Below are 18,394 nucleotides of genomic sequence, written 5' to 3'. Positions count from 1 at the left end.
CTTCGAGACCGGAGGCTCTGACGTGCCACTCCGCTTCCGCATGCGCACTCTCCGCCGGAACTTTGCGCTTTCATTGGGCTTTTGCCTCTATGCGACGGCCGCGCACGCCGACTTGAAGCTATGCAATGCCACATCAAGCAGGGTCGGCGTCGCAATCGGATATCAAGACACGTCAGGCTGGGCGACGGAGGGCTGGTGGAACATAGCCTCTCAGACCTGCGAAACGCTTCTGAAAGGCGCGCTTCCGAGCCGCTTCGTCTACGTGCACGCCGTTGATTACGATCGCGGCGGCGAGTGGGGCGGCAAAAACGACATGTGCACGACTGAAAAATCCTTCGCCATCAGGGGGGTTCAGGATTGCGTCAAACGCGGATATAAGCGCACGGGTTTTTTTGAAGTAGATACCGGCGAAGCAAAAGAGTGGACCATCCGCCTCACTGATCCCGGGCAAGGAAAAGCAGACAAATGAGACGTAACAGGCGGGTCAAGATTGTAGCGACGCTAGGACCCGCGTCTGCTGCACCGGAAATGATCGAGCGGCTCTTTCTTGCGGGCGTCGACGTTTTCCGCATCAACATGAGCCACTCCACACACGATGGCTCCAAGACGCTTTACAACGCCGTCCGTGCCTGCGCCGCGCGCCACCGCCATCCGATCGGCATTCTCGCCGATCTCCAGGGCCCGAAATTCCGTATCGGCAATTTCGAGACCGGCCGTGTGAACGTCGCGACGAAATCGATCTTCAAGTTTGATCGCGACGAAACGCTCGGAACCGAAGAGCGCGTCCACCTGCCTCACGCTCAGATATTCGAGGCGATCAAGCCCGGCCACATGCTCGTCCTCGACGACGGCAAGCTGAAGATGCGCGTCGTCGAAACGACGCCTGTACAGATCAAAGCCGAAGTCCTGACCGGTGGAATGCTGGCAAGCCGCAAGGGCATCTCGATGCCCGACACGCTGTTGCCGATCAGTCCGCTCACCGAGAAAGATAAGGCCGACCTCGCGCACGCGCTGAAGCTCGGCGTCGATTGGGTCGCGCTGTCGTTCGTCCAGCGCGCTGAAGACGTCCACGACGTCAGGAAAATGATCGGCACCCGCGCGGCCATCTTGTCCAAAATCGAAAAGCCGTCGGCCGTCGCCGACCTCGAGGACGTCATCGCGGCATCCGATGCCATCATGGTCGCGCGCGGCGATCTCGGCGTCGAAATGCCCGTCGAGAAAGTTCCAGGAATTCAGAAGCGGATCACGCGTCTGTCGCGGGCGGCCGGTAAGCCCGTCATCATCGCGACGCAGATGCTCGAAAGCATGATCTCTTCGCCCATGCCGACGCGCGCGGAAGTTTCAGACGTCGCAACCGCCGTCTTCGACGGAGCCGACGCCATCATGCTTTCGGCGGAAAGCGCCGTTGGCCAATATCCCGTCGAAGCCATCCAGATGATGGACAAGATCGCTGTCCAGGTTGAGCACGATCCGGTTTACGAGCCGATGCTCTACGCGACGCAGACGGAGCCGCAGCCAACGGGCGCCGACGCAATTGCCGCCGCCGCGTCCGCCATCGCCGACACGGTCCGCCTCGGCGCGATCGTTTGCTACACGGCGACCGGTTCGACGGTTCTTCGCGTGACCCGCGAACGGCCGGGCATCCCGGTCATCGGCCTGACGCCGATCGAGTCGACCGCGCGGCGCTTGGCCCTCGTTTGGGGCGTGCACACGATCCTGACGGGCGATCCGGAAAACCTATCGCACATGGTCCGGAAAGCCTGCCGTATCGCGTTCGAGGAAGGCCTCGTCAAAGCCCGCGAGGGCATCCTCATCACGGCTGGCATTCCGCTCGGAAGCCCCGGCGCAACGAATATGATCCGCATCGCCTTCGTCGACGAATCCGGCGCCCCGATCGCTGAAGAGGTCTAAAGTCGTCGAAATGTTGCGCGACCCGCGCAGGGTTTCTCTAGCCCCCTACCCTTGAGCATCTCAGTCACAATAGACGTGACATGTTCGCGGCTATCCATCGTGTTATGTCCCTTGCTGGCACGTAGCGATTGAAGTCGGGGGGACATCCAATGCGATCTAGATTTGTGCGCTTCCAGCTTCGCGATTTGCTGCTCATCGCGGTGCCGGTGCTGCTGGCCGTCGCCGCCGCCACCTGGTTTACCTTTCGTTTGGCTCATCCGGCGCCGCCCGATACGCTCGTGCTGTCGGCAGCGGCTGCCGGCAGCCCCTATTATCGTTATGCCGAGCGGTACCGGGCGGTCTTTGAACGCAACGGCGTCAAGCTCGAAATCCGCGAGTCCGGCGGATCGCTGGCCAATCTCAAATCTTTATCTGACCCTGGCTCTGGCGTGGACGCGGCCTTCGTCCAAGGCGGACTTGCACTGAACAATGACACGCACGGGTTGCTGTCCCTCGGGCGCATCGCATATGAGCCGCTTTGGGTTTTCTATAACGGCAGCACGCCGCTTGAGCGGCTAACCGAGCTCAAAGGCAAGCGCATACTGGTTGGCCCTGCAGGCAGTGGAACCAGTAGCCTGGCCTTGCGGCTCCTCGCAGCCAACGGCATCACCAATGAAACGGCGACGCTGATCAATCACGAGCTACCGGATTACGTCGACCTCCTCGCCAAGGGAGAGGCGGACGCCGGCTTTCTCGTGCTCGCGCCCGAGGCAAAAACGATCCAGCGGCTGCTGAGAACTCCCGACATTCACTTTATGAGTTTTGCGAACGCTGATGCTTACGCCCAGCGCTTCCCATTCCTTTCACGACTCGTATTGCGAGAGGGCGTCGTCGACTTCGCGGCCAACGTCCCACATAGCGACACCACGCTCATTGCAACGACCGTAGCAGTGGTGGTGCGGGAGAGCCTGCACCCAGCGCTAGTCAACCTCCTGGCCCAGGCACTGCAAGAGGTGCATGGACAGTCGACGGTCAACGATGCCGGCGAAGTGCAATTGTTTCAGAACGCCGGCGAATTCCCGACGGCCAACGATCCGGAATTCGCATTTTCCGACGAGGCGCGTCGGGTTTACCGCTCGGGAGCGCCTCTTCTGCAGCGCTACGTTCCGTTTTGGGTGGCGACGACCGTTGATCGCTTGATGATCTCTCTTGTGGTCTTGGTGCCAATTCTCATTCCGCTGCTGCGCTTCGCGCCACAGATCTATGACTGGCGCATTCGCCGCCGCATCATCCATTGGTATGGAGAACTCAAGCGTTTGGAGGCCTCCGCCAAGAGCGCAACAACCTCCGAGGAACGCGCGGCAAAGTTGCGAGATCTCGAGACGATCGAAGCGGCTGTCGACAACCTGCCGATTCCACTTGGCTTTGCTGACCGGCTGTATCAATTGCGCCAGCACATTGAACTGGCGCGCCGTCGGCTGACGTTCGCCGGACGGTTCTGACGCTTCAATTGCGGGAGTTATTGAACGTGCCGGGCGCGGGGACTCAGATCCCCTGTCCCTGGATTTCTTTCTTGAGCTTATCGCGCGCGGTCTCGGCGCCCTCGATGTTCGGGTGCACCTTGAGAAGCTGGTTGTAGACCTCGAGCGCGGCCTTCTTCTCACCCATCAGAACGAGAATCTTCGCCATGCCGTCCAGCGCCCGGAAGTGGTTCGGCTCGATAGCAAGCGCACGCCGGAGATCGCCCAGCGCAGCCGTATAATTGTTCAGACGATATTCGACATAGGCGCGATGGCTCCACGCCTCGGCGTATTCGGGCGCGAGTTCCACCGCCGCGTCCAGGAACGGCATCGCCTTCTCGTTCTCGTTTCGAGAAGAGAAGATCTCGCCGCGATCGATGAGCAGGTTGACGGTATCGCCGCCTTCGAGCCGCCAGAGCCGCTCAATGGCCGCACCGATTTCGCCCCCTTGGCGATGATCGCTCTCGGTTGCGAGAAACGCGTAGAGGTTATCGAGGGTCTTGGCGGTTTCTTCCGGCGTCTTCGGCCAGGGCAAACCCATCATGCCGGGTTCGCCCTTTTGGCTTGCAGCAGCACCGGGTGAAGGGGCGACCGGAGGCGACTTCTTCTTTACCGGCAGCTCCTCCCGCGGCCGCGCGGGCGCAGGTCCGGGCACATCGGGGAAAGGCCGGGTCTTCAGCAGCTCATCGTCGGCTGCGGCGTTTGCCGCGCCGGCCGAGACCGCCAAAAGTAGGAGAAGAAGGCGTGCGCAAAAAATCATGCCTCGAAGCTAATCGAGGCATGGGATTTGGTCAAAAAGACTCTCGTGAATTCGCCGTAACGTCGCGCTCTGGCGCAACGATCTCAACCCTGGCGGGCCTTGAAGCGGCGGTGAGTCTTGTTGATGACGTAAACCCGGCCTTTGCGGCGGACCACGCGGTTATCGCGGTGCCGTGAGCGCAGGGACTTCAAGGAATTTCTAACTTTCATAACGACACCGGTTAAAATGGTAGGCGCGAGAGGAAATCGACCCTCCGACCCTGACCATGTCAAAAGAGATGGAAGCCGGGCTTGTAACCGCCAGAAGCCGGGAAAACAAGGCCATTCCGACGAAAAGCCGCGCCGGAATCAGCTGCGAAGCCCAAAGTCCCGAAAACGACGGCCAATTCAGGTCTAAGCCACCGGAATCCGGGCGAATTTTCCGGCAGGCCACCGGGAGCATCCCGCCCTTGCATTTAGACGCCCCGGACTGCGGATTGAAAGCTCAATCGCCGCCAATATGAGCTTGGCCACCATATTCATTACAACGCATTTGAGCCCTCTGACTTCCGGATTTTCTGTGGATAAGCAGAAGGCTAGCCCCTGAATAGGCCGGATGGCAGCTTCTCGACTCCCTCGCGGCCGTGCTTCTTTCCGCCGGTGCTTGCCCGGATTTTTCGGCACCCCCGGCATGTCACTGATTTTTCGACGGTAATGCTCGCATAGGCCCGCATTTTTATTAGGCCGGGTCGGATTTTTATTTCGCACGAATTTTTACTTCATCAGGCACCGATATTGGGAGCCGCCAATGCTTTCAGGGAATCCGTCGCTCGAAATATTTAGCGCTACCATGTGGAATGACTCGTTCGCGCCTGAAGATCAGCGCCGGGCGGTCAGCAGCTTGGAAGACGGCCGCATCCTTTACTTCAGACACCTTTCGTTTCGGCTCGATGAGCCGGAAAGATTTCTGCTGGCCACAGCCTGGTCCAACCACAAGGCAAAAAACATCAGCCTCGATCCGAACGAGGGCAAGTTGCGCGGGACTAAGGTCGAGGGAACGGACAACGATCAACTAAGGGTGATGATGCGGCGGTACGCATCTTACACGCAGCAGTTCATGCAGGCGCTTTTGCCTGGGTACGCCCCACGCCTGCAGCTAGGGCGAACCAGCTTTCGGCCGGAGGAGATCGAAGGTAGAAAGCCCGCCTCCTATCGCAAAGACGATCGGCGCCTCCATCTGGATACGTTTCCTTCGCGGCCGTGCCGGGGAGCGCGCATCTTGCGCGTGTTCACCAACATCAATCCCGCCGGCAAGCCGCGTCAGTGGCAAGTGGGAGAACCTTTCGAAGCATTTGCCGGAAGGTTTCTGCCGAGCGTGAGACCCGCGGTGCCCGGCCTTTCGCGCATCGAGTATGCGCTCGGCATCACCAAAAAGCCGAGAACACCCTACGATCACATCATGCTGCAATTGCACGACCGCGCTAAAGGCGACACTCGCTATCAGCGCGACGCGCCGCGCCAGGAGGTCGCCTTCGCAGCAGGCAGCACGTGGGTGGTTTTCACGGATCAGGTCGCGCACGCCGCAACGAGAGGCCAATTCGCATTGGAGCAAACGTTTGAACTCCCGGTCGCTGCACAACAGCGGCCCGACCGGTCCCCTCTGCGCGTTCTCGAACGGATGACCGGGCGCTCGCTGGCTCCGGCAACAAACTGAAGCAAGGCTCTCGTGCGCAACGCGGGTAAGCGTTACGAAACTTTGCTTAAGTGAGACGGCCGCCTTGCGTACCGGGCGGCCGTTTGCTTAGAAAAAATGCATGTAAAGTTGAAATAACGCAGCTCGCATGCGGGAACCTCTTCAGAACGCGAGCGAAAAGTCTCTGGTTAGTTTTTCTTAAACGACTTCGAGACGATCTGCGCGCCGATTGGCTCCAAATTTCTTACCAGAAAACGGCCTAGACTATCGTCGGATGAGCGCGCATATGGCCATATTGTGTGTACGCTGATCAACAAGGCTCAGATCAGCACCCCAAAGCGACGGCACGTAAGTAAGCAACGTTGGGGGAATTCTCGCGTCGGGGGGACAACCGATAAGGAGGTTGCCCCATGGACTTGGTCTCCAACATCACTCAGATGCTCAGCTCTAGTTTGGTATCGCGTATTGCTTCGAGCCTCGGCCTCGATAGGACACTCACAGAAAAAGCAATCAGTGCTGGCATCCCCGGCCTACTGGCTGCGCTCACATCGCTTGTTTCAAGACCCAACGGCGCTGCGGCGCTGAATGGCGCCATTGCGCGACAACAGCCTGGATTGCTCTCGAGTTTAGGCAACATGCTCGGCGGCTCTACGCAGTCGAACATTATTGAAACAGGCACCAGCACCCTCACGTCGCTTCTTGGCGGCGAAACAATATCTGCACTCACCAACGCGGTCGGACAGTACGCAGGGATTGGGAGCGCCGGCTCGAAGAGCCTTTTGGGCCTGCTCGGACCGGTCGTGATGGGCGCGTTGGGCCAGCAGCAGCGCGCGAGTGGGCTCGATGCGACGGGCCTCGCAAACTTGCTCAGTTCCCAGAAAGATAATATCACCCGTGCGCTTCCCGCTGGCTTCTCGAATTATCTTAGCGGCACCGGCATTCTCGATGGTCTTGGCGCTTCGGCCGATGCGCGGGCGAGACCAAGTTACACCGCGATGCCGCCACCGACACCGAGATCATCGGACCGGTCTCCCTATATGCAATCATGGGGCTGGGTACTTCCGGCAATCGCCGCGCTGATACTCGGCGGCCTCGCTTGGCACTGGTGGCGCCCAAGCCCGACGGAGACTGCTCTCAATACTCCTCCGCCGGCCACGGCACCGGCAGGCACCGGAGCCAGCACAGGCGCCGCTGGTCTCGGCCCGAAGCCCGCATCCATTGAGGCGCTCGAAAATCTGCGTGGCATCAAGGTCGGTGACGTCGATATTGGCACGCAACTCGCCGACGCGGAGACAGGCATGCGCTCCGCGATTATCAGCGTTCAAGACGTGAGTTCAGCCCAAGCGGCAGTTACGCCGCTGACAAATTCCACAAACGAATTTGTCCGGCTGACGAAGCTCCTCGATCAGCTTCCCGCTCAGTCCCGCAAAACGGTCGTCAACACGATCATCGCCACGAGACCGGCGCTTGATCAGGTCTTCGACAAGGCGCTCGCGATTCCTGGGGTGAGCCCGATCATCAAGCCGGCCATCGATAAAGTTCACACTCAGTTCGATGCGCTGACGACGGCCTGAATGGATGAACAAAATAGATTCGATAAGCGGTCGCCGTTCGGCGACCGTATGCGCTGTCCGTTGGCCATCTCAGTTTGTTGGTCGAAACTGATTTCAGCCACTGATCAAGCCCAAGGCTGTGATGCGGCGCGCCGCTCGCTCGAAATACCGATGCTAGGGCAGACGTTGTCCGGAGCAGCGGCGCAAAGCAGCCGAGACTACACGATCGCCTCAAGGTGAACCTGTTCCGGAAAAACCATCGAACCCGGAGGTTTCGATGGTGGGCACTAGAGGGATCGAACCTCTGACCCCTACCATGTCAAGAGACACGGAAAAGAGGCTTCAAGGCGCGCAGCCCCAGGAAAATAAGGGCCTCCAGCCGAAAAGTCCGGCTAGAACGTGTTTAGAACTTGCAGAGAACTTGCTGAGACCAAAAGCAAAGCGCTGACACGTGGCTGACACAGCCAAATTCACGGCTCGGCGCACTCATTATCTCAAACGGAATTCGGAATCTGCGCATTCAGATTTTGCCCGGATCCGAGACGCTCCTTACCGCTGCATGAATATTAAGAGGGAGGGTCCAGCGTGAACGATCAGATGGCCGATTACGCGATGGCGTTTATCCTGATTATGCTCCCTGTCTACCCTCTGCTACTGGTTGTACGGCTCGCCTTTCGCGTGAGCAACGCGGCAATCGTTCTTTGTCATTCCGTTGGCATGTTCGTGCGCTCGTTAGTCGTGGGCTTTGCCAAGACGTTACCGTCGACACCGCCGTCCAAGCCGCCTGCGGAGAGCATTCAGCATGCCCACAAAGAGGCGGCGTTACCGGTAACTGACGACGCGTTGCCGGCAACTCCTCTGACCAGATTGCCGGTAGCCTCACGGCCAGTAAGTTCGCCCGAGAGATCGGCGCCCTGCGCGAAGGGGTCGGCGAATGAGTTGGCAACGTCGCCAACAGACACGCCGTCGCCAACAACAGCGTCTCCGCCAAGTGTTCAAGAGGCGGCAACATCGCCATCTAGATCCTCGCCAAGTACGCCAACAGCGCACGGGTCGGCAACGCTGCCAACAACTCCCCCTATTAAATCAGCCACTTGTCATCAAGGGTCGGCACCGAGTTCGCCAGATCGATTGCCGACACCAGCGCCGGCAAAACCTCGCCATCTGGCAGCGTCACATGTCGGCGCGTCGATGTTAGCGTCGACGAAGGCCGCATCGATGACAATGGCTCGGCGCTGTCGGCGATCAACGAAAAAGCGAGCTGGCAAGAAGCAGTTGTCAGCAACGGTCGCCATCTCCGCACGGCGCATGAGTGCTAAAGAAGCCGCCGAAATCACGCACGCCTTTCATCGTTGGATGGTCGACAGGCGACAGACCGGAAAGCGCATCGCCGTCGATGACATCTGGGTCGAAGCCCAAGAATTTGCCCACGCGCGGGGCATCCGCCTTCCCAAGGAGAACAGGTTCCGTGAGTTCCTTGCCCGAACGCCCGGCGTCGCCCGCGAATACGACGTACGAATCGACGGCGAGCCCAAGACAACTTCTTATACGTTCAACCCGATAGTTGGCGCTTCGCAAGACGAGTTCGTCAACTGGTTCGATTCAGCCGCCCTAGGGCTGAACTCACGATAGACTCGGCAAGCTGCGCTCCGCACCGCAACCTCAGTGAACGATGGAGCGCGTCTATGCTTGGCGTGGATGGGATGTCGGCTTTCTCTGCATTGCGAGATAGCTGCAAGGTCCCAATTCCGGACTTCCATCGGGGGTGGCATCGGCCGCATCTTCAAAATCGGCGACCAGTCGATCAATGCAAATATTGCCGCCTACTACAATGCCGTCAGGCCGGACGACTCCGGCGCCGATTGGCAATTGCGCGCCGAGTGGACATTCCTTTTTCCGACAAAGTGAGAGAGAACGTAAAACAGTCGAGGGCAGCTTCCCTTGGACTCGCGATCCTAGGCATCGTCGCCGTCTTAGGGACGATGCTGCGCGCCTTAGTCGATCACTTGGTAATGTATTATAACTCATCAGTGTCGGACTTCGGCTTCTGGCCCGTAGTAGTCACGAAGCGGCGGTCAGTGAACTTTGGCTTTTGATCGAAACCGGACTTACTCGCCAGGCGCGCCATTTCGAGTGGGAGGATTGCGACAGACAGATGGGTAACTACACTTCAGGAAGCTTCGCAATGCAGAGCCCCGCATGACCGATTCGAACGTCTACGCATGCGGCATTCCTTTTCTCAACAATCGCGTCCTGCTCGGTTTTCGGGCTCCCCATCGCCGTATCTATCCTTCCCGATGGGACGTGCTTGGCGGCAAGGTCGAAGCGCAAGAATCGCTCGAGGAAGCCCTCGCCCGCGAGCTTGCGGAAGAAATTGGAATTGTGCCCTTGTCCACGTCTTATTTACGCGCGGTGACAGACGATGTCCCAACGGCCGGAGGTCTCTTGCGATACGAGATGTATCTCGTAAAGAGCTGGCGCGGCGATGCGGTCAACGCAAGTCCGGAACATACGCGCATTGCTTGGTTCACGATTCCGGAGGCGATCGCTTTGCCGGATCTCGCGGTCGAAGCCTACCGTGAGCTTTTCAAGCAGATCGAAACACTCACTTCTGCCGACCGGTAAAATTCACGCGTGCGCGACGGGATGCTCCAATATGGAATCGAGCTCAAGGATGCTTTCGAGAACATGATCGGCATGAGGCGCCAAGTCTTCGCGTCGATTGGAACCGGTCAGAACTCCAACTCTTAGACCGAAACCTGCGAGGCGCCCCATTTCCAAGTCATGCGCCGTGTCTCCAATCATTGCGCAGGCGCTCGGCGGATAGCCAATCGCCTCTGCAAATGCGATGCCCATGCCCGGCAGGGGCTTCGAGCCGTGGCCGCTATCGCAGCCGACCAGGAAATCAAACAAATCAATTAGACCATCGAAACGCCCCAGCGAGGCGCGAAGACCGTCCTCGGTATCGTTCGTGGCAAGACCAATATGATAGCCTCGCTCACGCAGGGACTGAAGTTTTTCGATGGCGCCTTCAATGATGACCGCGTATTTGCCGCCGCCCTCGCGAAAGTGCTTGGCGATAAGAGGCACCATCTCCGAAGGCGTGGTGTTCTTCAGTTGAGCTGCGAAACATTCGGCGATCGCTTCGACGCTCGAAGCGCCCAAAATCGCCAGAGGCTCGATCAGGTCCGTATCGGGATCATGGCCGCCGGCCCTCAACAGAGTGCGCGCGAGTCCCTCGTCACCGTCGGCAGCATCGAGCGCCATCGCACGGTTGATCGGCACCCAGGTTTTATAAAAATCAAGGATCGTCCCATCCTTGTCGAAGAGCAATCCTTTGATCTCGGGCATCGGCATCCGGTCTCTGCGTTGTTGTTGAAATTAGCTGTTGAGCATCCGCAGCGCTTCGTCGTGCAGCTGGGGCGTCGCGGCCGCGATGACTCGTTGGCCAGAATTGACCGTAAGCGGTCGGCCTTCCCAATCGGTCATTTTGCCACCCGCTGTCTCAACGATTGGCACCAATGCAAGAAAGTCATACGGCATCAACGAGGCTTCGATGACCAAGTCGCAGTAACCTGAAGCGAGCAGTCCGTATTGGTAACAATCGCCGCCGAACCGACGAATGGCGGCGGCGCGGCTCACCCGATCGTAACGGTCCCAATCATTCGGATCATGAAAGAAGTCCGGGGAAGACGTATACACACGGGCATCCTTGAGCGAGGTGCATCCGCTTGTGTGGCAGGGCTTTTGATTGTGTCGAGCGGCTCCAGGGAATGCCGACCAGCGTTCTCCCAATGGTGGGATTTCAATCACGCCGATCTTTGCCTCGCCATCCTGAAGGAAGGCGATCAACGTACCGAACAACGGCATCCCTGTGAGAAAGCTCTTGGTGCCGTCGATCGGATCGAGCACCCACAGCAAATTGCCATCAGTGTTTCCGCCCATTTCCTCCCCAAGTATTCCATGCTGCGGATACCTCCTCATGATCAACGCACGAAGCTCGGCCTCGATTGCCTTGTCAGCGATCGTAACGGGACTCTCGTCAGCCTTGCGTTCGTATGCGGTGGTTTTTCTGAAGTGCTTGCGCGCGAGCCGTCGCGCCTTATCGGCTAGGACGTTTGCGAAATCATGCAAGGCGAGAATGTCGTTGCTCATGGATGCAGATCTATCGAAAAGGGTTGAGTTCATTTCGTTCTCGCGACGTCAATTCACATACCGGGATAGTTTGGACCGCCGCCACCTTCGGGGCATGTCCAAGTGATGTTCTGGCTTGGATCCTTGATGTCGCAGGTTTTACAGTGGACGCAGTTTTGTGCGTTGATCTGGAAGTGCGTCGCACCAGATTGATCGCGCACGACTTCGTAAACTCCGGCGGGGCAGTAGCGCTGCGCCGGCTCAGCGAACTTCGGAAGGTTCACCGCGATCGGAATCGCAGGATCCATCAATTTCAAGTGGACCGGCTGGTCTTCATCGTGCGCCGTTCCCGAAAATGCGACGTTGGTGAGCTTGTCGAAGGTCAAAACGCCATCCGGCTTGGGATACGGTATCGGTCGCGCCGCCGAGGCATGCACCAACGCTGCGTAATCGGGCTTTCCGTGTCGAAGCGTGCCGAGCGGCGACCAGCCAAACAGCAACGTGCGGCACCACATGTCGAGACCAGCCACGGCGATCCCGGGAATCGTCCCCAGCCGCGACCAAAGTGGCTTTACGTTCTGGACGGGCTTCAGATCTTCGGCGATGGGGCCACTGAGGACAGCCTTCTCGTATGTTTCGAGGCTCGGAGTGGGGCCTTCCTCGGCTAGCGCCGCGAAGACGCTGTCAGCCGCGTGCACGCCGGAGATTACCGCGTTATGGCTTCCCTTGATCCGAGGAACATTCATAAAACCGGCTGCGCAGCCTAAAAGCGCTCCTCCCGGAAATGTCAATTTGGGGATCGACTGCCATCCACCCTCGGTTAGCGCCCTGGCGCCATATGCGATGCGCCGCCCCCCTTTGAACGTCGGCGCAATTGCCCGATGCGTCTTGAATCTCTGGAACTCGTCATAGGGAGACAGATAGGGATTCGTGTAGCTCAGGTGGATAACGAACCCGACCGACACCAGGTTTTCGCCGTAGTGGTAGAGGAATGATCCGCCGCCAGTACGCGCGTCGAGCGGCCACCCGAAGCTGTGTTGAACCAGCCCCGGGTGGTGCTTCTCTGGGGGAACCTCCCAGAGCTCCTTGAGACCAATCCCGAACTTTTGAGGTTGCCGATCCTCGTCAAGCTTGAACTTGGCAATGAGTTGTTTCGAGAGCGATCCGCGCGCCCCCTCGGCAATCAAAGTGTATTTGCCACGCAATTCCATACCGCGTGTGAAAGCATCCTTTGGTTCGCCGTGCTTGTTCACGCCCATGTCACCAGTGGCAACACCGATCACAGCGCCCTTCTCATCGTAGAGCACTTCAGAAGCCGAGAAGCCGGGGTAGATCTCAACTCCGAGCTCGCTCGCCTTTTCCCCGAGCCATCGACAGACATTCCCAAGGCTCGCGACGTAGTTGCCGTGATTACTCATGAGCGGCGGCATGAGAAAGTTCGGCAGTCGAAGAGCTTTCTTGTTTGTCAGGAACAGGAAGCGGTCCTCGGTGACGGTTGTCTCGAGCGGCGCGCCAAGCTCCTTCCAATTCGGGAAAAGCGTCGCCAATCCGTTCGGATCGATGACAGCGCCGGATAGGATGTGGGCTCCGATCTCGGATCCCTTTTCCAGGACCACCACCGAAACTTCTTTTTCTGCAGCGGCAGCCAGCTGCTTGAGGCGAATGGCGGCCGACAACCCAGCGGGTCCCGCGCCGACGATCACAACGTCGAACTCCATGGCTTCGCGTGGCGGCAGGGTGCTCATTGTTTTAGACGCTCATCGTGTTCATCAATTTCGGGTGTCTCAGAGGAAAGAAGTGCAGAATCGTTGCCAGGCGCGGCGCTCAATTGTGCGGAGGCATCTTCCTTCAGATGAATCCCGGTTAGCGAGCGGCGCAACGCCTCCCGCGTGAGCCATGCGATTTTTCCAGCGGCATCCTCGTAACCGAGCCCACCCTTGCCATGGATGTTCGAGATGCAGTTGCGTTCACTGTCCTGTCGGCCGAGGCGCGGCGCATATGTGAGGTAAACGCCGAGGCTTTCCGCAACGGAAAGGCCGGGTCGTTCGCCAATGAGCATCGCTATCAATTTCGGCTGGAGAATTTCTCCGATGTGATCGCCCAGCGCGACGCGTCCGCGCGTTGCCAAGAGAACAGGGCCGATCACAAAATCAGTCAAGCGCGGGACCAGCGCCTTTAAGAGTGGAACGGAGTGTGCTTGCACGGCGGCGGCCGACAGGCCATCGGCTACGACCAGAATGATGTCAGCCGCATGTACCGCATCCTTGAGCGCGGCTTCGGAGTCAGCGTGAAGGATGCGGCCAAGATCAGGGCGTCGAAGATAGGTAGCCCGGTCCTGTGTCGCGCTTGAAATATGCAGCGTATGCAGGGTTGGCGTTTCTAATGCCGCCGAGATTGCATCGAAATCGACTTTCGCGTGGACCGCATCGCGCGCGCGGGCATGCGCGTGCTGGAAATCGAGCACAGCATCCAGTGGCATCGCGTCGCCACTTCGGCCCAAGCCGATCCGCGCGCTGGTGGCTGACTTCAGAAGGGTCCAAGCATCTTTGCGAGATATATCTGCCATCGACTCCATCCCCAAGGTCACGCGATCAGCGTGGCTCCCTCGACCAGTCGGGAGATCCTAGGGTCTCGAGGCTCGATCATCCGCATGCGCCCGTCCGGCTCGAGCATATCCATTCGCTCGAGCCAGGCTTCGAACTCGGGCGCTGGTTTGAGGTTCAGCGTCGAACGAAGATAAAGGACGTCGTGGTATGAAAGAGATTGATAATTCAGCATCACGTCGTCCGCGCCCGGCACAGCAATGATGAAGGTGCAGCCGGCGGTTACCAGCAACGTCATGAGATTATCCATGTCGTCCTGATCGGCTTCCGCGTGATTAGTGTAGCAGACGTCACATCCCATCGGCAGGCCGAGAAGCTTCGCGCAGAAATGGTCTTCGAGACCCGCGCGGATAATTTCCTTCCCGTCGTAGAGATATTCAGGGCCGATGAAACCTACTACTGTGTTGATGATCATAGGATCGAAGGCCCGCGCTACAGCGTACGCTCGCGCCTCCATGGTTTGCTGATCGACGCCGTGATGCCCGTTGGAGGAGAGCGCTGCCCCTTGTCCTGTCTCGAAGTACATGACGTTATGACCGACCGTGCCGCGCTTGAGCTCACGCGCAGCGTGATGAGCTTCTCTGAGCACCGACAGATCAACGCCAAAACCGCGATTGGCCAACTCTGATCCAGCGATCGACTGGAAAACCAGGTCCACCGGCGCGCCGCGATTGATGATTTCGATCGCATTGGTGACGTGCGTCAGCACGCAGGTTTGCACCGGAATGTCATAGGTCTGGCGGATGCCATCGAGCATCCTCAAAAGAGAGATGGCGTTTGGAACATTGTCAGTTGCAGGATTGATCCCGATCACGGCGTCGCCCGTTCCGTACAATAGACCATCGAGAAGCGAGGCCACGATTCCTTTCGGGTCATCTGTCGGATGATTTGGCTGTAGGCGCGAACCCACGCGGCCGGGAAGACCAAGCGTGGTTCGGAATTTTGTGATGACCCGACATTTGCGCGCGACTGCGATCAGATCCTGGTTCCGCATCAACTTGGATACGGCCGCCACCATCTCAGGTGTGAGCGCCGGCGCCACCGTCGCGAGCCGCTCCGTTGTCGCCTCGTATCCAAGCAGCCAGTCTCGCAATTCTCCCACCGTGAAATGCGAGATCTGCAGAAAGGCGTCCCGATCGTGGCTGTCGACTATAAGCCGGGTGACTTCGTCTTCTTCGTAGGGAACGAGGACTTCGACCAAAAACAGTGACAATGGGACGTCGGCCAGGGCATGTCGCGCCGCTACCCGCTCGGCGTCGCTCCCTGCGCTGATTCCGGCCAGATCGTCGCCAGAACGGCGGGGCGAGGCCGCCGCCAGCAAATGCTTTAAGTCGCGAAAGACGTAGCGCTCACCACCGAGAGCGGATTGGAAGCTCATTGCTCTTTGCCTCTAGGGGAAGCACAACCGCGATAGGACGCGGACACAACACTCAAATCCCACACTAGTCAAACAAAAAACACGAAATGCCACATTTTATGTGGATATGAGATGAAGCTTAAGCGGAAATAACTCGACTTGATCGAAATGCCCTGAAGTTACATGCTTCCGGAGGAGGCTAAACTGCGAACGAATGCCGCTCTGGCCGTGCCCCGCCTGCCGTCCAGGGCGTTTAAGCACACAAAACCACATAAACTCACAAATGATGCACAAAAATCGTTGCATCATGTTGTATTGTAGGCTAGGCGTCGGCGAATTCGGGCGCAAAGGTTTCTAGCGCGCCTCTCGCGGCTTTAATTCCTAAGCGTTGCGGCAGACCAGGGTGGCACTCATGACAACCTTTCCAACACAGGCGCGCGTCGTCATCATCGGCGGCGGCATCATCGGCACGTCGACCGCATACCACCTGGCCAAGCTTGGCTGGAAAGACGTAGTCCTGATCGAGAGAAATAAGCTGACCTCCGGTAGCACCTGGCACGCGGCAGGACTCGTCGGTCAGCTTCGTTCGAGCGCTAACATCACCCAGCTCCTCGGCGAGTCCGTCAAACTTTATCGAACGCTCGAGCAGGAAACCGGCCTCGCAACTGGCTGGAAGATGAATGGTGGATTGCGCCTCGCTTGCAACCAAGAGCGATGGACGGAGGTGAAACGCCAGGCGACTACTGCGCGTTCCTTCGGCCTCGAGATGCATCTACTAACGCCCTCAGAGGCGCAGAAGCTTTGGCCGCTCATGGATGTTTCGGACGTTGTCGGCGCCGCATTCCTTCCCACCGACGGGCAGGCGAACCCCTCTGACATCACACAATCGCTTGCTAAGGGCGCTCGCAACAACGGCGCCCAAATCTTCGAAAACACTGAAGTACTCTCGATTGAAGTTGTGAAAGGTCGCGTGAAATCGGTCGAGACGAGCAAAGGCCGGATCGCTTGCGAATTCGTCGTGAACTGTGCGGGTCAATGGGCTGCCGAAGTAGGTCGGATGGTAGGCGTGACTGTACCCCTCGTCTCGGTAGAGCATCAATACATGGTCACCGAGCCGATCGAGGGCGTCACCGCCAATCTGCCCACGCTGCGAGACCCGGATCGCCTGACCTACTATAAGGAAGAGGTTGGCGGCCTCGTTATGGGCGGTTACGAACCAAATCCGATTGCGTGGGCCGTCGATGGCTTCCCGAAAAATTTCGAGTTCCAGCTCCTGGGATCGAACTTCGATCACTTCGAACAATTGATGGAACTCGCACTCGGCCGCGTCCCGGCACTGCAGAAGGCAGGCATCAAGAGCCTGATCAATGGGCCGGAGTCCTTCACACCGGACGGCAATTTTATCCTGGGCGAAGCGCCAGAAGTCGCGAACTTCTTCGTGGGAGCAGGCTTCAATGCGTTCGGCATCGCTTCTGGCGGCGGCGCCGGTAAGGTTCTGGCCGAGTGGGTCGCTGCCGGGCAACCGCCATACGATTTGTGGCCTGTTGATATTCGGCGCTTCGGTCGCAACCATCGGGACATGGAATGGGTGCGCAAGAGAACGCTCGAGGCATATGGGAAGCATTATACAATCGCATGGCCACATGAGGAGCACAAAAGTGGTCGGCCGCTACGCCGGTCGCCCCTTTACGATCGGCTCAAAAGCCAAGGCGCGTGCTTCGGCGAAAAGCAGGGCTGGGAACGACCCAATTGGTTCGCCCAAGGATCGGAAAAGCCGGAGGACAACCACACGTTCGGCCGCCCGAACTGGTTTGACGCCGTCAAGCGTGAGCATATTGCGACCCGAGAATCAGTCGGCGTCTTCGATCAGACCTCGTTTTCAAAATTCATGCTGACAGGGCCGGATGCTGAATCCGCGCTCTCATGGATTTGCGCCAACGACGTGGCCAAACCCGTTGGCAGCCTCATCTACACGCAGATGCTCAACGCCAAAGGCGGCGTCGAATGCGACCTTACTCTCGCGCGGCTTTCCCATGATGCCTATTACATCGTCACAGGAACGGCCTTCGCGACACATGATTACGACTGGATCCGCCGCAATATTCCCGAAGGCAGCAACGTCCAACTCACGGACGTCACGTCCTCCCACGCTGTGCTTAGCGTCATGGGCCCTAACGCTCGGCGTGTCCTCGAGAAACTGACTCGCGACAACATTTCCAACGAGGCGTTCCCGTTCGGCCAGGTCCGCAACATCTGCATCGCAGGCGCGCCCCTTATCGCCCTACGTGTCACATACGTAGGTGAGCTCGGTTGGGAACTGCATATCCCCGTCGAGTTTGCGGTGACCGTCTATGATGCGATCATGCAGGCCGGCAAAGAATTCAACATCGTGAACGCCGGCTATCGAACCATCGAAAGCATGCGCCTCGAGAAGGGCTATCGCGCTTGGGGTTCGGACATCGGACCAGATCATTCGCCGCTCGAGGCAGGCCTTGGATGGGCGGTGAAGTTCAAGCGGAACATTCCTTTCCTCGGCCGCGACGCGCTCGAGGCTCAACGCGGACAGAAGCTCAAGAAATTCATGTGCACATTCACAGTCGACGATCCGAACGTCGTCTTGCTAGGACGCGAAACCATCTACCGCAATGGCGAGCGGGTAGGTTGGCTCACCGGCGGAGGCTTCGGACACACGATCGGCAAGCCGATCGGCCTTGGCTATGTCCGTCAGCCCAACGGGCTCGACAACGACTACCTGAAAGAAGGGAAGTATCAGCTCGAAGTCGCCACCGAGCGTGTCGATTGCGCGCTCCATCTCAACTCGCTTTTCGATCCCGAGATGTCACGCATCAAGACGTGAGATCGGTCCTGAGCCGGTCAGCAACACCGTTTCCTCAAGGGTATAGGAC

At 58.6% G+C, this 18,394-nt stretch carries 16 protein-coding genes; 8 read left to right on the top strand and 8 right to left on the bottom strand.

The features are described 5' to 3' along the window. Window positions 1–40: 40 nt before the first annotated feature. The 3 genes from K2Q04_RS03335 to K2Q04_RS03325 all read left to right on the top strand — a co-directional run bounded on the left by K2Q04_RS03335 (window position 41) and on the right by K2Q04_RS03325 (window position 3,392). Entirely contained in the window at window positions 41–469 is a 429-nt protein-coding gene (locus K2Q04_RS03335; protein WP_291159746.1) for a DUF1036 domain-containing protein, read from the top strand. Continuing rightward, complete coding sequence (gene pyk, locus K2Q04_RS03330) at window positions 466–1,911, top strand: pyruvate kinase (protein WP_291159203.1); 1,446 nt, start codon at window positions 466–468, stop codon at window positions 1,909–1,911. Before K2Q04_RS03335 ends, pyk begins: the two co-directional genes overlap by 4 nt. 149 nt (window positions 1,912–2,060) lie before the next feature. Continuing rightward, window positions 2,061–3,392, top strand: coding sequence for a TAXI family TRAP transporter solute-binding subunit (locus tag K2Q04_RS03325; RefSeq protein WP_291159202.1), 1,332 nt, complete (start codon window positions 2,061–2,063; stop codon window positions 3,390–3,392). 43 nt (window positions 3,393–3,435) lie between these two features. On the opposite strand, the gene K2Q04_RS03320 is transcribed toward K2Q04_RS03325, so the two are convergent. Continuing rightward, on the bottom strand, window positions 3,436–4,170 hold the full coding sequence (locus tag K2Q04_RS03320; protein WP_291159200.1) for a tetratricopeptide repeat protein: 735 nt from the start codon (window positions 4,168–4,170) through the stop codon (window positions 3,436–3,438). An 83-nt stretch (window positions 4,171–4,253) separates the two neighbouring features. Then, on the bottom strand, window positions 4,254–4,379 hold the full coding sequence (ykgO, locus tag K2Q04_RS03315; RefSeq protein ID WP_013216601.1) for a type B 50S ribosomal protein L36: 126 nt from the start codon (window positions 4,377–4,379) through the stop codon (window positions 4,254–4,256). A gap of 577 nt (window positions 4,380–4,956) precedes the next feature. Here ykgO and K2Q04_RS03310 point away from each other — a divergent pair. Together K2Q04_RS03310 and K2Q04_RS03305 are read left to right on the top strand one after the other, a co-directional pair. Continuing rightward, window positions 4,957–5,862 carry a Kdo hydroxylase family protein gene (locus K2Q04_RS03310; RefSeq protein ID WP_291159198.1) on the top strand — a complete coding sequence of 302 codons (906 nt, stop codon included), beginning with the start codon at window positions 4,957–4,959 and terminating at the stop codon, window positions 5,860–5,862. Between the two features lie 389 nt (window positions 5,863–6,251). Beyond that, window positions 6,252–7,415 (top strand): DUF937 domain-containing protein, encoded by a 1,164-nt coding sequence (locus K2Q04_RS03305; RefSeq protein WP_291159196.1) that lies wholly within the window; start codon window positions 6,252–6,254, stop codon window positions 7,413–7,415. Window positions 7,416–8,475: 1,060 nt separating this feature from the next. On the opposite strand, the gene K2Q04_RS03300 is transcribed toward K2Q04_RS03305, so the two are convergent. Continuing rightward, window positions 8,476–8,679 carry a hypothetical protein gene (locus K2Q04_RS03300; RefSeq protein ID WP_291159194.1) on the bottom strand — a complete coding sequence of 68 codons (204 nt, stop codon included), beginning with the start codon at window positions 8,677–8,679 and terminating at the stop codon, window positions 8,476–8,478. A 23-nt stretch (window positions 8,680–8,702) separates the two neighbouring features. On the opposite strand from K2Q04_RS03300, the gene K2Q04_RS03295 reads away from it, so the two are divergent. Then, entirely contained in the window at window positions 8,703–9,026 is a 324-nt protein-coding gene (locus K2Q04_RS03295; RefSeq protein WP_291159192.1) for a hypothetical protein, read from the top strand. A gap of 567 nt (window positions 9,027–9,593) precedes the next feature. Then, window positions 9,594–10,019 carry an NUDIX domain-containing protein gene (locus K2Q04_RS03290; RefSeq protein ID WP_291159188.1) on the top strand — a complete coding sequence of 142 codons (426 nt, stop codon included), beginning with the start codon at window positions 9,594–9,596 and terminating at the stop codon, window positions 10,017–10,019. A gap of 3 nt (window positions 10,020–10,022) precedes the next feature. Here K2Q04_RS03290 and K2Q04_RS03285 read toward each other — a convergent pair whose 3' ends face one another. The 5 genes from K2Q04_RS03285 to K2Q04_RS03265 are packed head-to-tail and all read right to left on the bottom strand — an operon-like array spanning window position 10,023 to window position 15,509. Next, entirely contained in the window at window positions 10,023–10,745 is a 723-nt protein-coding gene (locus K2Q04_RS03285) for an HAD family hydrolase (RefSeq protein WP_291159186.1), read from the bottom strand. A gap of 30 nt (window positions 10,746–10,775) precedes the next feature. Further along, window positions 10,776–11,582, bottom strand: coding sequence for an inositol monophosphatase family protein (locus K2Q04_RS03280; protein WP_291159184.1), 807 nt, complete (start codon window positions 11,580–11,582; stop codon window positions 10,776–10,778). A gap of 20 nt (window positions 11,583–11,602) precedes the next feature. Then, window positions 11,603–13,273, bottom strand: coding sequence for an electron transfer flavoprotein-ubiquinone oxidoreductase (locus tag K2Q04_RS03275; protein WP_291159182.1), 1,671 nt, complete (start codon window positions 13,271–13,273; stop codon window positions 11,603–11,605). Continuing rightward, window positions 13,270–14,094: an ethanolamine ammonia-lyase subunit EutC gene (gene eutC / locus K2Q04_RS03270; RefSeq protein ID WP_291159180.1), complete on the bottom strand. Its 825-nt coding sequence runs from the start codon at window positions 14,092–14,094 to the stop codon at window positions 13,270–13,272. The genes K2Q04_RS03275 and eutC overlap by 4 nt, the downstream gene beginning before the upstream one ends. Before the next feature lie 17 nt (window positions 14,095–14,111). Beyond that, window positions 14,112–15,509 carry an ethanolamine ammonia-lyase subunit EutB gene (locus K2Q04_RS03265; RefSeq protein ID WP_291159178.1) on the bottom strand — a complete coding sequence of 466 codons (1,398 nt, stop codon included), beginning with the start codon at window positions 15,507–15,509 and terminating at the stop codon, window positions 14,112–14,114. 391 nt (window positions 15,510–15,900) lie between these two features. Here K2Q04_RS03265 and K2Q04_RS03260 point away from each other — a divergent pair, with 391 nt between their 5' ends. Beyond that, a complete protein-coding gene (locus tag K2Q04_RS03260; RefSeq protein ID WP_291159176.1) occupies window positions 15,901–18,345 on the top strand; it encodes an FAD-dependent oxidoreductase in 2,445 nt (814 codons plus the stop codon). Window positions 18,346–18,394 lie beyond the last annotated feature (49 nt).

The organism is Hyphomicrobium sp. (genome assembly GCF_019753045.1).
Taxonomy (GTDB): Bacteria; Pseudomonadota; Alphaproteobacteria; order Rhizobiales; family Hyphomicrobiaceae; genus Hyphomicrobium_B.
This window is presented reverse-complemented; position numbering and strand designations above follow the sequence as displayed.